Below are 16,011 nucleotides of genomic sequence, written 5' to 3'. Positions count from 1 at the left end.
CATGCTGAGCGGTGATAAAGTGTGCTTAAGCGGTGATAAACTCCGCCCGAGCGGTGATAACTAGATCCTGAGCGAACACTCTCCAACTTACCTTGAAAAGTCGGTTCAGAAACCATTTTTTATGGATAAAAATGGTCGAACGGTGATAAAGTACGCCTAAGCGGTGATAAACACGTGCTGAGCGGTGATAAAGTCACTCTAAGCGGTGATAAACAGCCGCTGAGCGGTGATAAACCCTGCTCAAGCGGTGATATCGCCGCTCAGAAGCGCTCCCATCACTCCGCCCGAATCAACCCACTCTCCACCAAAAACTCCTCGGCGACCCTTTCAACCATCATGCCGTCGTTGTCGACTTTGGCGTTCATTTTTTGCATCGCTTCTTCGTCGATCATGCCTTCGAGCTGCTTCAGAACCGCTTCGATTTCAGGATACTCCTTCAGCGTTTCCTTCCGCACGAGCGGGAGCGCATGATACGGAGGGAAGTAGGATTTGTCGTCTTCCAACACACGTAAGTCGAATTCCTGCAATTGGCCGTCTGTCGTGTAGGAGTTGATGACGTCAACTTCGCCAGCGTTAATCGAGCGGTACATGATGCCGTGGTCCATGCCTCTTACATTCTTAAATTTCAACCCGTACTCCTTCTGGAAGCCGGGCAGTCCGTCCGGTCGGTCGATGAATTCGAAGACTGCGCCTAATGTGAAGTCTTCGGAATACGCAGCGAAGTCACTGAATGTGACGACGCCGAGTTCTTCCGCTTTTGATTCGTCCAACGCGAGGGTGTACGTGTTGTTGAAGCCGAACGTGTTGAAGGCGATGATGCCGTCTTCATCGACGAGGCGTCTTGTCATTTCCAACGTCTCCTCGGCGTTACCCGGCTCTTCGTGGTAATAGTTGACGACAATCGTCCCCGTGTAATCGGGAACGACGTCAATATTGCCGTTCAGCATCGCGTTCCACACGACGTTGGAGCCGCCGAGGTTCTCTTTATAGATGACTTTGATGTCTGTTTTATTCTCAATCAACTGCCCCATAACGTGGGACAAAATGATGCTTTCCGTATTGTTCCGTGAACCGAGCGTCAATGAGTCTTCTTCGATGAAAATGCATCCGGTCAGCATGCTTGAGACCACTGCAATAAGCAGCAATGAAATGAATTTCTTCCTCATTCCGCTTTCAATCCTTTCGGCGTTGTCCAACGCTCAACCGAGCCGAAGAACACTTCGAGAATGATAGCAAGCAGTGCTGCAGGGATTGCGCCAAGAAGAATCAATCCATCAATTCCACGTGTAATTCCGAGGAAAATGAAATCTCCAAGTCCGCCTGCGCCAATGAATGCGGCGAGGGTAGCGTTTCCGACGTTAATGACAGCAGCTGTCCGAATTCCGGCCATGATGACGGGAATCGCGAGTGGCAGCTCCACTTTGAAAAGAATTTGTGCGCTTGTCATGCCCATTCCTTTAGCAGCTTCCCGCGTAGCCGGGTCGACGTCGATGATTCCCGCATACGTGTTTCGGGCAATCGGCAGTAACGAATAAAGGAAAAGAGCTGCAATCGCTGTTTTCACACCAATTCCGAAAATGGGAATCATAAAGCCGAGCAAGGCTAGGCTTGGAATCGTCTGCATGACGCCTGCGCCGCCGAGTACGAGTGTCGTCAGTTTTGGAACACGCGTGACGAGGATTCCGAGTGAAACGCCGAGAATGATGGCGATCAACATCGAGAAGAACACGAGTTGGATATGGACGGATGTCGCTTCAAGAACTTCTCTCCAGCGCATCTGTGATTGTTCGGTCAATTGTTGCCAGATTGATAAATTATTCATATGGCAACCACCTCCGCTACCGATTCCGTCCATTGGCTGGACAATGCGGATAACAACGAGCCGCGTGTTACAAGACCGACGACCTTATTCTTTTCATCCACAATAGGAATCAGGCCGAATGGTGATTCATCCATCATGATGATGGCGTCTTTTGCGGAAGCGGTGTCTTGTAAGAAGTGTCCGACAGGCTGCATAAGTTCTTCAATGGTGCGGATGTTGTTCACACTTTTGATGACATCATAGGCAGACACGATGCCTTGCAAAGATTTTGAATCATCCACGATGATGAGATCCGTAATTTTCCTCTGACGGATAAGGGAGATTGCCTTTTCAGGAGAACTTTGAGGAAGAGACGTGACGACCGATTCGGACATAATGTCGAGCACCGGCATCAGTTCAGGGTTTTGGATAATTCGATGCTTGCCAATGAACTCCTCGACAAAACCGTGGGCAGGTTCATGAAGTAATTTTTCTGGAGTGTCCAACTGAAGTAGCTTGCCGTCTTTCATAATTGCGATGCGGTCACCCATTTTGAGTGCTTCGTCCATGTCATGAGTAACAAAAATGATTGTCTTATTCAGTTTTTTTTGTAATGAAATGAGTTCGCCCTGCAACTGCTCTCTTGTAATCGGATCCAATGCGCTGAACGGTTCATCCATCAATATGATTTCGGGATCGGATGCCAGTGCGCGAGCGATACCGACACGCTGCTGTTGCCCCCCGGAAAGTTCTTTCGGATAGCGGTTTGCGTAGATTTTTGGATCCAGCCCAACCATTTCAAGCAGTTCGTTGACGCGGGGTTTGATTTTGTCCGCGCTCCACCCATTTAACTCAGGAACGATGGAAATGTTTTTTTCAATCGTATAGTGGGGGAATAACCCGATCTGTTGGATCACATAACCGATACCTCTTCGAAGGTCGGAAGCGACATATGATTTGTTATCCTTTCCATTAATCGAAATCTTCCCGCTTGTATGCGGTTCCATCCGATTAATCATTTTCATCGTAGTTGATTTACCTGAACCACTCGGACCGATGAGAACGAGCAGCTCGCCTTTCGGAATTTCAAAGCTGACAGAATCAACAGCCTTGAACCCGTCTTCATACACCTTGCTAACGTTTTCAAACTTTAACATACGTACCTCCTGTGTTTTTTTACAAAACTGTGTGCCGTTGAATATGGGATGAAAATATTAAACAACGGCTAAAAAAAACAAGACATTATTCTCTCCTGAACGAGCAGGAGCAATGCCTTGATAATTATTATAGCATACTTCGCAGATGGAAGTATTGAAAAACTGGATATTCAGTAGGTTGTTAGTGTATATTTTGGGTGGTTCATAAGTCCTTGGAGGGGGTAATTTGGTGAAAACTTGCGATTCGTTGATAACCTAGGCTGAGTCGGTGATATAGTGCTGAAAGTCGGTAAAAAATTCGTCCAAGTCGGTGAGAAAGTACCGATAGTCGATGATAAAGGAAAACACCTAAGGAAATAATTCTTTTGGACTGTACGATGCGGCGGTATTTAGCGAGTCGGTGGTAAACGACAAACCATTGGAGGAAGTGTCCGATTTTTGCGGATATGGATTATAATACTAACTAGCGAAAGGGCGTGCATCGGGTGGAGATGAATATTTTCATTGTGGAGGATGATCGGGCGATTTTTGATTCATTGAAGGAAAGGCTTGGGCAATGGTCGCTTCATGTTTCGGGACCTGAAGATTTTCATGATGTGATGGGAGCTTTCGTTGAAGCAAAGCCGCATCTAGTTATTTTGGATATCCAGCTTCCCGCATATGACGGGTTCCATTGGTGCCGGGAAATACGAGCGGTCTCAAAGGTGCCGATCATCTTCCTCTCGTCGAGGGATCATCCGATGGATATGGTGATGGCGATGAATATGGGGGCGGATGATTATATTCAGAAGCCATTCCATACAGATGTTTTGCTTGCCAAAATACAAGCGACGCTCCGGCGTACATATGCGTACACGGAGGAGCCGGCGGATGTACTTGAATGGAACGGCGCGATGATTGATATGAAGCGTGGCGTCATTCGGCTCGATGGCAATGAAGTGGAATTGACGAAAAATGAATTTTTTATTTTAACGGTTCTTGTCCAGTCAAAGGACGAAATTGTATCGCGCGATGAGTTAATCCGAAGGCTTTGGGATGATGAACGGTTCGTCAACGACAATACGCTGACGGTCAATGTGACGCGGCTACGCCAAAAGCTTGCGGACATCGGACTTGGTTACGCGATTGTCACGAAAAAAGGTTTAGGTTATATGGCGGTCAGCCTGTAAGGGGGGATTTGATGTTCATTGCATACTTGAAGGATATGAAAAGCTGGATACTCCTGTTTGCAGGATTTCTCGCGGTCACTGACTTATTAATTTTGATTGATAAAGGGCTGGCAATGAGGCTGAGTTCCCTCATTTATCTCAACCTGCTGCTCATAGCGATTTTCATTTCATTCTTCATTTGGCGTTATAAAAAAGAGACACAATATACGAGGGGACTACTACATATATCAGAGGACCGTACGCGGGATTGGCAAGAAGGGCTACCAGAACCGCTTTTCACTGGTGACGAAAAGATCAATGATCTATTGCGGCATGTGGCGAATGACCATTTGAAAGAGTTATCGGAAATGAAAGCTGTAAACCTCATGGAAAGCGATTATATAGCAGCTTGGGTGCATGAAGTGAAGGCGCCGCTGACATCGATGAAAATGACGATTGATGCGAATCGGCAAGATCTGGCCATCCGAAAAATTGAGTCTGATTGGCTGCGTGTCCACTTGCTTATCGACCGGCAGTTATATATTTCGCGGCTGCCATCGCTTGGCACGGACTATGTGCTGGAGAAAATCGGGATGCATCAATTGATTACACCTGAAGTTCGCGAGCTGAGATCTTGGTGCATTGAAAGGAATATCGCGGTTGAAATTGAAGGCGACGATATAGAAGTGACAACGGACAGCAAATGGTGCCGCTTCATCATCCGCCAGCTGTTGACAAACGCTGTGAAGTACAGTCCAGATGGGGGCGTCATCTACATTCAAACCGGTCGATCGCCTGGTGGACATGCAGTTTTATCGGTCAAAGACGCAGGTCCGGGAATCCCGTCTCACGATTTACCCCGTATTTTCGACAAAGGGTTCACCGGGGGCACGGGAAGGCTTCATAATGCGGCGACCGGACTTGGTTTGTATCTTGCCCAACAAGTTGCATCGAAAATCGGGATTTCGCTGTCGGTTGAATCGGAAATGAACGAAGGAACGACGATGAACATGACGTTTTCAACCGAAAATGATTTTGATGCCACCATAACGTGACAAGAATGTCACATTGACCGCCCTGTTTGTCATCTACATCAAACGACCGGAAGAAATTCACACGTTAAGATAAGGATATAGCGAACAGGAGGGGTCAATGATGGAACAACATAAAACGGTTTTATATGCACAAAACGTCCGCAAGTCGTTCGGGGCTCGCGGCAATGTGCAGGAAGTATTGAAAGGGATCGACCTGCGGGTAATGGAGGGGGAGTTCGTCGGAATCATGGGAGCGTCAGGCGCCGGAAAAACGACGCTATTAAATGTCCTCGCGACGATCGACCGCACGACAGAGGGCTCGATTCTTATTGAAGGCGCTGATATTTCGAAGATGAAGGATCGTGAATTATCCGCATTCAGGCGCGATAAATTGGGGTTCATCTTCCAAGATTACAATTTGCTCGATACGTTGACGGTGAAGGAGAATATTTTGCTGCCGGTGTCGCTCGGCAAAATGAAAAAGCGGGTAGCGGAGGACCTATTCAAATCGATTGCTGACATTTTAGGGATCAAGGAATTGGCGTATAAATACCCACACGAAATTTCCGGCGGTCAAAAACAGCGGACGTCTGCAGCACGGGCACTCATCAACAAGCCGTCCATGGTGTTCGCGGATGAACCGACAGGCGCGCTTGACTCGAAATCTGCGTCTTCATTGCTCGGAACACTGGAGGAAGTCAATAAACAACGCGGCGTCACAATCATGATAGTGACGCATGACCCCGTCGCATCGAGCTACTGCAGCCGAGTCGTCTTCCTGAAGGACGGCAACATCTACTCGGAATTGTACCGTGGCGACAAATCGAGACAGGCCTTCTTCCAAGAAATCCTGAAAGTGCAAGGTGTCCTCGGGGGTGACAGCGTTGACGCTCTTTGACCTCGTGATCCGCAGCATGCGGAAAAATATCAAGCATTATTATCTATACTTTTTCGCGCTCATTTTAAGCGTCGTTTTGTATTTCGTTTTTGCGACTTTGCAGCATGCCCCTGCGGTCGAAGCGCGTTCCGGCGGTAGCATGGGCGCGGCCTTCAAAGTGGCGGGCATTCTTCTGTTATTCATTGCAGGAATTTTCGTCGTCTATGCGAACGCGATTTTCTTGAAAAGAAGAAGCCGTGAAATTGGACTCTATCAATTGATTGGACTGACGAAAGGATCTGTCTCGCGTCTGTTGATCATTGAAAACGCTTTGCTGAGCGCAGGTGCTTTGGCTATCGGGATTGGCGTGGGAATCCTCGTTTCGCGTGTGTTTTTATTGTTGTTAATGAAGCTCATCGGATTCGACGGGTTTATCGAAGTGACGTTTTCGACAGAAGCTGTCATCCAGACGGTGATTGTATTCCTTGGCATTACCATCCTCACATCGATGCAAATGCTCGTCGCGGTCTACCGCAACACGCTGCTTGAATTATTCAATGCAGAGAAGACCGGCGAGCATCCGAAAAAGCCGAAAGCATTGAGTTCAGCCATTCTTGCAATTTTAGGTATCGTGCTCATCGCGTTCGGTTATTGGTTGTCCGGCAGGATGTTGAATGCCTTGCTGCTCATTAATATGATCGTCGTTTTGGCTTCAACAATCCTCGGTACGTATTTATTGTTCCGCGTGGCGATCAGCTGGGTGCTTTATCAGATCCGCAAAAGGAAGCAAGGCCATCTTGGGCTGAATAACAGCTTGTCGTTAGCTCCGATCATGCATCGGATGAAGGGCAATGCGAATTCATTGACAATCATTACGGTATTGTCCGCAATGACGCTGACGATGTTGGCGGGCGTATATTCCTTTTATTACTCAACGGAAAAGGAAGTCCGGCTCACTTATCCGTTTGATTTTTCATTTGATGACTTTTGGTATGAAGACGGGCAAGGCTCCGCAGAGAAATTCATCAGCGAGCTTGATAAGCAAAACATTACGTATACGTATTCAACGGTTGAGACGCTAGAATTGGATGGGGAATTTGAAGGTGGCAGTGTATCGGAATTGATGTCCGATTCGTTTGGAGCAAAAGTAATAAGTGACAAACAATTGCAGCAAGCGGGGGGAGATATTCAAATTCCCGATTCCGATGCCGCGTACCTTTACGACGCAAGTATATATTGGCTATTGAGTACAATGGAAGCTCCATTCAATGTCAAGTTATCGAATGCAGAAATAGAATCTGACATGAAAGTTGTGAAAGTAAATGAAGGAAATGCATTAAATTCTGCAGCGGCGACACAACTTATTGTGAAAGATGCATTTTATCAAGAATTAAAAGATCTATTTCTGAATGATGGAAATGAGTGGCGCATTTCAAACACCTATGCCATCGATGTGCTGGACCGAGATCAGCTTGCCGAAGCTTCCGCGATTTTCAAGCAAATTAATGAGGAAGATGATCAGCGTGGATTTGATTACTATTCCCAATACACTTCGGGGATGGAGAATAATGGCCTATACATCTTCATCTCTGGCTTCTTAGGCCTCGTGTTCCTCGTTTCTACAGGCAGCATTTTGTATTTCAAGCAAATGACGGAGGCGGAGCAGGAGAAAAGCAGCTATGCAACGTTGCGCCAACTGGGCTTCACCGTGCAAGACATTATGCGCGGCATCGTCCGCAAGCAAGTATTTGTGTTCGGCTTGCCGTTGATAATCGGCTTGATGCACTCGATTTTCGCGATTAAAGCGGCGTCCTTCATGTTCATGTCCGATATTACATTGCCCGCATCCATCGCCATGGGCATCTACGCGCTCATTTATCTCATGTTCGCCTTTTTGACGGTTGGATATTATCGGAAAACGGTGAAGGCTGCGCTTTAATTGGCGAAATGCCTCTGAAAAAGGGCGAGTCGGTGGTAAAGTGCTGCGAGTCGGTGGTAACGCCCCGAGAGCCGGTGGTAAAGTCGCCTGAGTCGGTGGTCAACTTACGAGAGTCGGTGGTAAACGGGTTCAGGGGATAACCAATATTTTCTGGTAACACTCGATGCCTTTTTTCGAAAAAATAGGTTGAAAAACACAAAGTCGATGATAAAATAGTCAAGTCAGATTAAATATGAAGCGCTTTCACGAAAAGTGGACGATAGCTTCTAGACCGTCTGAGTCCATGTTGACTCAGCGGTTTTTCTATTTTTGAAATGTGAGTTTTTTCCGCGCGACTGGGTAAAGATAGAAAGTGAGTTACGATGATGAAGAAGGAGTGGATAGTGTGGGAGTAGTGGAGTGGCTCGTCGGACCGGCGAATGATTTTATTTGGACATACATATTGATTGGACTTTTATTGCTCATCGGTCTTTATTTTACGATTCGGACGAAGTTTGTCCAGTTCCGTTTATTTGGAGAGATGTTCAGACTCATTTTTGAGAAAAAAGAGGGCAACCGTGGGGTTTCGGCGTTCCAGGCGTTTACAATTAGTGCGGCGTCTCGGGTCGGTACAGGGAACGTAACCGGGGTTGCGCTGGCGATCGGGATTGGCGGGCCAGGCGCGGTCTTCTGGATGTGGGTCATCGCCATTATTGGCATGGCGACTGCGTTTATTGAAAGTGCGCTTGCACAAGTTTATAAAGTCCGGGACGGCGACACATTCCGCGGAGGGCCGGCTTATTATATGGAGAAGGCGCTAGGCCTTCGGAAGCTCGGCATCGTTTTCGCGATTCTCCTCACAATGTGTTTCGGTTTCATCTTCAACTCTGTTCAATCGAACACAATCAGTCAATCGTTCCATGATGTATTCAATCTTCCGTATTGGGTTGTCGGACTGTTTCTTGTCGTGCTGACTGGAATTATTATTTTCGGCGGCGTGCAGCGGATTGTTAAAGTGACACAATCAATTGTTCCGATTATGGCAGTGTTTTATTTGCTTATTGCACTTTACGTTGTTGCCATTAATATTACAGAAGTACCCGCAATGATTGCACTCATTTTTGAGCATGCTTTCGGCATTAAGGAAATGGCTGGCGGCGGTATCGGCGCAGCCATGTTGCAAGGGATTCGCCGTGGTTTATTCTCCAATGAAGCTGGTATGGGAAGTGTGCCGAACGCTGCGGCGACGGCGAGTGCGACGCATCCAGCAAAGCAAGGGCTTGTTCAAAGCCTTGGCGTATTTTTCGATACGATCATCATTTGTTCAGCGACAGCCTTCATCATCATCCTTGCAGGTCTGTATGATAAAGGGGAAGAGAGCGGCATTTTGCTGACACAATCTTCGATGGCTGTTCACGTTGGTTCATGGGCGCCATATTTTGTCGCAATCGCGATTATGTTCTTCGCGTTTAGCTCAATCGTTGGAAATTACTATTACGGTGAAACGAATATCGAATTCATCAACACACATAAGTCGTGGATGACGCTTTACCGAATTCTCGTCCTAGGCATGGTCATGTTCGGTGCTCTCGCGAAAGTGGATATCGTCTGGAGCATGGCGGACTTGTTCATGGGATTGATGGCAATTATAAATCTCCTCGTCATCTTGGCACTTGGAAAAGTCGCATTCCGTGTGTTGGATGATTATACGAAACAACGGAAACAAGGGAAAAACCCCGTGTTTAAAGCATCTCCTAGTTTAAAGGGTGCTGACTGTTGGAAAAATGAATGAAGAAAAGCAATTGTCCTGCCAGTGAATGGTGGGACAATTGCTTTTTTGAATTTACATTTCCTCGGGGGCCTTCATGCCTAACAGGCGTAATGATTCCTTCAATACAATGACGACGCACTCGGTAAGCGCAGTGCGGTACTGCTTGTTGGTTTCGTCGGATAGGACTTGCACATTCCCGTAAAACGAGTTGAACGCCTGGGCTAGGTCAACCGCATATTTTGCGATGACGGATGGATCCAATTCTTCCGCTGCACGTTTGACGGCTTGGGGAAATTGCTCTAGCTGCTTGATCGTATCCCATTCGTAATCATTCACTTCGTCAATCGCGAACTTGCTGGAAGTCCCCGCTTTGCGCAAGATGGAGTTCGCCCGCGCATGTGCATATTGAACGTATGGCCCAGTTTCACCTTCTGTCTGGAGCATCGATTCAAGATCGAATTCGATATCATGTTTCCGGTGCTGCTTCAAGTCGCTGAAAAGGATGGCGCCGACACCGACAGCTTCTGCCACTTCGGATTTGTTAGCTAGTGTCGGGTTCTTTTCCTCGATGTTTTTCTGTGCAAGTTCGATCGCTTCTTTCAAAACTTCCTCGAGCAAAACAATCTTACCTTTACGCGTCGACATCTTCTTGCCGCCTTGCAAGATAAGCCCGAACGGCACGTGCACGATGTCGCTTGCCCAGTCATGGCCCATTTTGCCAAGCACTTGCTTCACTTGAGTGAAGTGAAGGCTTTGTTCATTCCCGACGACGTAAATGGATTTGACGAAGTCGTACTTGTTTTTTCGATAGATGGCAGCTGCCAAATCGCGTGTTGCGTACAACGTCGCTCCGTCCGATTTCTTGATGAGACATGGCGGCATGCCTTCTTCAAGTTCCACGACCATGGCGCCGTCCGATTCGACCAATAGTCCTTTGTCTTGGAGCTCTTGCACGACAGGCTCCATTTTGTCGTTGTAATACGCTTCACCGTTATAGGAATCGAAAGTGACACCGAGCAGATCATAGATCCGTTGAAATTCTTTCAGCGACTCGGTTTTGAACCATTCCCAAAGGGCGAGCGCGTCGGCATCGCCGTCCTCGAGCGCTTTGAAAGCTGCGCGCCCTTCATCGTTCAAAGAAGGGTCTACCTCTGCTTCTTCATGGAATCGGATGTATAGCTTCAGCAATGTCTCGATCGGTGCTTGACGGACCTCTTCCTCGTTGCCCCATTTCTGGTAGGCTGTGAGGAGCTTCCCGAATTGCGTGCCCCAATCGCCGATGTGATTAATTTTCACCGGTTGGTAGCCATTTTTTTCGAGCAATAAAGCGATGGAATTTCCGATGACCGTGGAACGCAGATGCCCCATCGAGAACGGCTTCGCAATGTTTGGTGAGGACAAGTCAATCGTCACGACACCGCCGTTGCCTTCATTGGAGGAACCGTATGTGGCGGATTGATGCAGGACCGTTGGAAGGAGCGTATCTGCAATGACTTTCCGGTCCATGAATAGGTTGACGTACCCATTCACTGCTTCAGCTTTGCTGATTAATGGATGTTCAACGGAAGCTGCGATTTCTTCCGCGATGGTGACAGGTGACTTCCGTAAGATTTTTGCGAATGGAAAACAAGGTAATGCAAAATCGCCTAACTTTGAATTTGCTGGGCGCTCCAGCATATGCTCTTCCAATTGTATTGGGCTGACTGTCTGTAAAGCTTGCAAGATGTCCTTTTTCATTTGCACGAACTCCTTTTTAGGAAAAATAAAAAGCCTTCAATCTCAATAAATGAGACGAAAGCTTGTTCCGCGGTACCACTCAATTTGCCCCTGTTATGTTTGGATAGAGGCCCCTTTCTCCTAACGGCGAGACACCGGCTTCTCCTACTTCATTCAGAAAAGCATCTCAGAAGTGCGCTTCACGAATCTACCCCGCCAGGCTCCCACCAACCCCGGCTCGCTATAGAAGTAAGGAATCACTACTCTCTTCGTCATCGATATTGTAGTTGAATGTATCAAATCGTAGAAAGAGTGTCAATGGGTTTTAGTCGTAACTTTTAAACAAATCATCCGTCTAACTTAGTGAATGGGAGGTTTTGGAATGAAATATAGCGTGTCAATACTATTGGGTGCTGCTTTGATATTGGGAGGATGTGGAACGGATGCGTCCCCGCAAAATAGCTCTGTTGAAGATAGCGAATGGCCAACGTTGAAAAAAGTGAGTGGGCGCGAAATTATTGCCGAACTGAAGCAAACCGTTGAAGAGACGCCTAAGCGGGACAAGAGGGCCACTATAGAAACGCCCCCTGAGTTTGAGGAGCCTACGATAGAAACGGTGGAGGATTTGAACGTTAATACAATTGAGGGACCCGCTGCCATCGAGGCGGTGGAAAAAGTCTACGGCGAAGGTGGCATTCGTCAAGAAGGCGTCATCTTCTTTGAACTACAGACGAAAGGTGCTGAGCAATCCGGCGTGTGGATTGGAGTCAAAGAGCCGGATGAACGTGTTCATCAATTGCTTGATCAGCTGCAGCCGAAAGTGGATGCAGGCGAGATTTTGGCGGAACCGATCTATATATTCCGCAGTCCTCATACGGAAAAGGAGCTTTACGATTTGCAGGATGAAGTCGCGGAAGCGTTAAAAGGAATTGAATCGAAACGGGGTTCATTCGGTCTGTACGTCGATGTCATCACAGGCGATATTGAAGTTACCCATGATTTCCTGAAACCGGGGCAGCAACAGGAGCTACGTGAGCTTTTCGCCGATCATACAATCAATTTTACGCAAGACGGAAGGATGGTTGCGGAGCCGGGGGAATCGACTATCATTGCTCCTGAACAAACATACACGGATACTCCGGTAATAGATGGGGGATTCATCTTGGCCGCCGGTGATGGGAGAATTTTTGTCGCAGGGGGAACTGTAGACGTTGTGTATTATAAATTCCCGGAAGCCGACAAGCTGAAAATCGGCCAACGTGTAAAAGTGGAAAGGTCCGGTCCGATAATGGAATCGTATCCTGGACAGGGAAGCGCGAAGTTTGTCGAGATTATGCCGGACTATAAGCCGGTGAATGCAAAGCTTTCCGAGTCGCAGGCCGTTGCGAAGGCATTAGCATTGGCGGGTGAGAGATTATCCAATGGCTTTGTTGTTATCGAGGAAGTTTCTTTTGACGAGGAAGAAGGGAAGTGGGTTTTCAAGCTGCTGCCGGATGACGGGGAAGGACCGTTGGAAGTTGAGGACCGATAGAAGTTTGGGCAACCGTCTCTTGTAGGCGGTTGTTTTTTATGGGGAAAATCGGGCGAACGGTGATAAAGTCCGCTAAAGTGGTGATAAACGCCTTCCGAGCGGTGATAAACGTCGCTTAAGCGGTGATAAAGTGCATCTGAGTGGTGATAAAGTATGCTTGAACGGTGATAAACCTTTTTGGCATGGAAAAAATGCGCAAACGATAAGCAAATTCATTCAAAAACACCTTGAATTGTAGTCAATCGGTGATAAATTCACGAGAGTCGGTGATAAAGTGCCCCGAGTCGGTGATAAAGGCCCGAGAGTCGGTGATAACCTTTTTGCGCTGCGATGAACACTCCCCCGGTTTCCGACAAGACCCCATGGGTATGCTATTGATGAAGGAGGGATTGATTTGTCGAAAAAACTGATTTCTGCGATACAGGAGCATTCACTCCCGTTAAATGATAAAGCGCTCGATACTATTTTGGACAGAATTGGAGATGCCCGAATTGTCATGCTAGGTGAAGCGACGCATGGAACTTCAGAGTTTTACAAAGTTCGGGCGGCTTTATCCAAACGACTGATTCAGGAAAAAGGATTTACCATCATTGCGGTGGAGGGCGATTGGCCATCTGCTCAGTCGGTCAATCGATATGTGAAAGGGTTTGATGAAGAAGGGAGATCTGCTCGTCAAGTTTTGACGGAGTCCTTCAATCGCTGGCCGACGTGGATGTGGGCGAATGAAGAAGTCGAGGAGCTTGTTGAATGGTTGAAAGTCGATAATGACGGCAAGGAAGAAGCCGAAAAAACAGGGTTTTACGGCATCGATATGTATAGCTTGTATGAATCCATCGATGAAGTGCTTCGCTTTCTGCGGGAGAATCCACAGTATGAAATGGATCTAGAGTTGGCGAAAAAGGCATTCTCCTGTTTTGAGCCGTACAACCGGATGCCGGAGCACTATGCGCTGTCGACCGCCCATTTCACGGAGGAATGCATCCGGGAAGTTACAAACTTGCTGACTACGATCCGCAGTCATGAAGACCTTTATTCGAATGAACAGGAGAAAGACTTGAATGTGACGATGAATGCATTAGTTGCGAAAAATGCGGAATCGTATTATCGAGCGATGATGCAGGACGACGCCATCTCGTGGAATATACGCGATATGCATATGGTGGAGGCGATCGGTGAAATCTTGAATTATCACGGGGAAGACGCCAAAATTATTATTTGGGAACATAACACTCATGTCGGCGATGCGTCCGAAACATCGATGGCCGACCACGATATGATTAACGTCGGGCAGCTCGTCCGGGAGAAATATGGAATGGAAGACACATTTGCCATCGGCTTTGGGACGTATGAAGGGACCGTCATTGCCGGCGAAAGCTGGGGAGAACCGTTTCAAGAGATGAATGTGCCACCCGCCAAGTTCAATTCATGGGAAGGGCATATGCATGCGGCAAAAGCAGAGGATCAAGTCATTCTGTTTACAGAGGAGAACCGTCATTTATTCAACGAATGGATCGGCCATCGCGCCATCGGGGTTGTCTATAATCCGGAATTCGAAGCGTATGGTAATTATGTGTCATCGAGAGTCGGCAGCCGGTATGATGGTTTTGTTTTTATTAAAGAAACTAAGGCATTAACACCAATTGATTTGAGTAAATGAAAGACAGGCATCCGATAACGGGTTCGGTTGACGGGGAGAAAATCGCTATTTGAGTGTAAATAGGACCCTAATCGTTTCTACTACAACAGAAACTAACCAATAGAAATTAAAAACGCTCATAAATTGAACTTCACCCCAATTGTTGGACACCCATCTGACAATTGGAGGTGCAGTTTTACTATGACAATTTGATGATGAACTTCGGCTGTTAGCAGATCAACATTCTTCAAGTAATAAATGAATATCATATTAAATTATTCCCCATCCGCCTCGTTAACAGAATGAACATTCAATGTCTCGCTTGCTAGTGTTGCAAAATCGCTTCCCAAAGCCTGAACAGTAATATGGTCGTGGAATGTCCTATCGCCAAACTCCCATTCAATAGACCATCCATCATTTCCATCTATGTCGTGGCCAATAAGAGTTCTTTCCCCCCAAGTCCCTGTTCCTGTTGGGGTTATCCAAAATAGTATCGTTTCAACATTTTCTACTTCCGCAGAGATAGTCATTGTATGAACACCTTCTGGAGCAATATGCCATCCGTTTTTCACTTCTAAATCTGTATCAACCTTTAGGATTCGAGCCTTATTGTCTCTACCGTCAATTTGATCAGTTGAAGCATCAATACTTTCTTCTGGTTCATTATCGACTACATTATTACATGCAGAGAGAATTAGTATAATCAATAAAAAAGACACAGCTAATGCATTCTTCATATATAGCCTCCATTATTTCCACTAACCTACCTCTTTATTAAATAAAGAAGTGAAGCTATTCAGCGAGACAAGACCATTCCATCTTCGAGTGATTAACTGACCCTATATACACCGATTGTTCATTCGGATCATTGAAATAATGATTAAGCATATGACTAACGGTCAAAGGCATTTCTAAGTTTAAAATCTTCGAAAGGTCTATCCAATGCAGAGCACCTTCATCTGAATTTATAAAATTCAACTTTGATGTATTTCCGAAATAAATATAGTGTTGGCGAATTTCATCTTTGCTTCTTCGCATTAATATATAACGAAGTTTAAGTTGCTCTATTTCATTCCTTCTTATTCCCGTCTCTTCGAAAATCTCTCTTAAACAAGACTCTTCAGGATTATTATGTTCATTAGCTTCGACATGTCCACCAATTCCAGTCCATAAATTAGATGCTAATGCTCTATCTTTGGAACGTTTCAACATCAAAAGTTTATTGTCACAAAAAAGATAGGCCCCAGTCATTATTCGCATTTTTATCATACACACCCGACCTTTTGTTTCAGTTTATTTTTTGTGATAAACTCCATCTTCAACTAGTGTTGATGCAGTAGCAAAAATGAGACACCTAATTTATTTTTGAATTGTGTCTCCGAGTAGTTTGTTATTTGATTTTTTCTCCCTGACAAATGATCC

The 16,011-nt window shown here is 46.4% G+C and carries 13 protein-coding genes and 1 other annotated feature; of the genes, 7 read left to right on the top strand and 6 right to left on the bottom strand.

The features are described from left to right. Positions 1–275: 275 nt before the first annotated feature. The 3 genes from AB1K89_RS13070 to AB1K89_RS13060 are packed head-to-tail and all read right to left on the bottom strand — an operon-like array spanning position 276 to position 2,958. Positions 276–1,166, bottom strand: a complete 891-nt coding sequence (locus AB1K89_RS13070) for a glycine betaine ABC transporter substrate-binding protein (protein ID WP_413055157.1) — start codon at positions 1,164–1,166, stop codon at positions 276–278. Continuing rightward, positions 1,163–1,822 (bottom strand): ABC transporter permease, encoded by a 660-nt coding sequence (locus AB1K89_RS13065; RefSeq protein ID WP_252501780.1) that lies wholly within the window; start codon positions 1,820–1,822, stop codon positions 1,163–1,165. The genes AB1K89_RS13070 and AB1K89_RS13065 overlap by 4 nt, the downstream gene beginning before the upstream one ends. Further along, positions 1,819–2,958: a betaine/proline/choline family ABC transporter ATP-binding protein gene (locus tag AB1K89_RS13060; RefSeq protein WP_413055156.1), complete on the bottom strand. Its 1,140-nt coding sequence runs from the start codon at positions 2,956–2,958 to the stop codon at positions 1,819–1,821. Before AB1K89_RS13060 ends, AB1K89_RS13065 begins: the two co-directional genes overlap by 4 nt. Before the next feature lie 491 nt (positions 2,959–3,449). Between AB1K89_RS13060 and AB1K89_RS13055 the strand changes: the two genes are divergently transcribed. The 5 genes from AB1K89_RS13055 (at position 3,450) to AB1K89_RS13035 (ending at position 9,727) form a co-directional block, all read left to right on the top strand. Next, complete coding sequence (locus tag AB1K89_RS13055) at positions 3,450–4,127, top strand: response regulator (protein WP_413055278.1); 678 nt, start codon at positions 3,450–3,452, stop codon at positions 4,125–4,127. An 11-nt stretch (positions 4,128–4,138) separates the two neighbouring features. Then, a complete protein-coding gene (locus AB1K89_RS13050) occupies positions 4,139–5,161 on the top strand; it encodes a sensor histidine kinase (RefSeq protein ID WP_413055155.1) in 1,023 nt (340 codons plus the stop codon). A gap of 100 nt (positions 5,162–5,261) precedes the next feature. Next, positions 5,262–6,038 (top strand): ABC transporter ATP-binding protein, encoded by a 777-nt coding sequence (locus AB1K89_RS13045; protein WP_413055154.1) that lies wholly within the window; start codon positions 5,262–5,264, stop codon positions 6,036–6,038. After that, positions 6,016–7,956 carry an FtsX-like permease family protein gene (locus tag AB1K89_RS13040; protein ID WP_413055153.1) on the top strand — a complete coding sequence of 647 codons (1,941 nt, stop codon included), beginning with the start codon at positions 6,016–6,018 and terminating at the stop codon, positions 7,954–7,956. Before AB1K89_RS13045 ends, AB1K89_RS13040 begins: the two co-directional genes overlap by 23 nt. A gap of 385 nt (positions 7,957–8,341) precedes the next feature. After that, the gene (locus AB1K89_RS13035) at positions 8,342–9,727 is read left to right on the top strand and encodes an alanine/glycine:cation symporter family protein (protein WP_413055152.1); all 1,386 of its coding nucleotides are present in this window, start codon (positions 8,342–8,344) and stop codon (positions 9,725–9,727) included. A 51-nt stretch (positions 9,728–9,778) separates the two neighbouring features. Here the strand turns inward: AB1K89_RS13035 and argS are convergent, their stop codons facing one another. After that, entirely contained in the window at positions 9,779–11,443 is a 1,665-nt protein-coding gene (gene argS / locus AB1K89_RS13030; RefSeq protein ID WP_413055151.1) for an arginine--tRNA ligase, read from the bottom strand. A 47-nt stretch (positions 11,444–11,490) separates the two neighbouring features. Continuing rightward, positions 11,491–11,707: a binding site (T-box leader), on the bottom strand. Positions 11,708–11,804: 97 nt separating this feature from the next. Between argS and AB1K89_RS13025 the strand changes: the two genes are divergently transcribed. Then, positions 11,805–12,953 carry a DUF3221 domain-containing protein gene (locus AB1K89_RS13025; RefSeq protein WP_413055150.1) on the top strand — a complete coding sequence of 383 codons (1,149 nt, stop codon included), beginning with the start codon at positions 11,805–11,807 and terminating at the stop codon, positions 12,951–12,953. 394 nt (positions 12,954–13,347) lie between these two features. Continuing rightward, positions 13,348–14,610 carry an erythromycin esterase family protein gene (locus tag AB1K89_RS13020; RefSeq protein ID WP_413055149.1) on the top strand — a complete coding sequence of 421 codons (1,263 nt, stop codon included), beginning with the start codon at positions 13,348–13,350 and terminating at the stop codon, positions 14,608–14,610. A 254-nt stretch (positions 14,611–14,864) separates the two neighbouring features. Here the strand turns inward: AB1K89_RS13020 and AB1K89_RS13015 are convergent, their stop codons facing one another. Both AB1K89_RS13015 and AB1K89_RS13010 read right to left on the bottom strand, forming a co-directional pair. Further along, positions 14,865–15,326 (bottom strand): hypothetical protein, encoded by a 462-nt coding sequence (locus tag AB1K89_RS13015; protein WP_413055148.1) that lies wholly within the window; start codon positions 15,324–15,326, stop codon positions 14,865–14,867. 55 nt (positions 15,327–15,381) lie between these two features. After that, positions 15,382–15,858 carry an NUDIX domain-containing protein gene (locus tag AB1K89_RS13010; RefSeq protein ID WP_413055147.1) on the bottom strand — a complete coding sequence of 159 codons (477 nt, stop codon included), beginning with the start codon at positions 15,856–15,858 and terminating at the stop codon, positions 15,382–15,384. Positions 15,859–16,011: the final 153 nt, after the last annotated feature.

The sequence above is a fragment of the Sporosarcina pasadenensis genome (assembly GCF_047228845.1).
Lineage (GTDB): Bacteria > Bacillota > Bacilli > Bacillales_A > Planococcaceae > Sporosarcina.
Note: the sequence above shows the minus strand (reverse complement) of the source record. Positions and strands in the feature narration are given on the sequence as shown.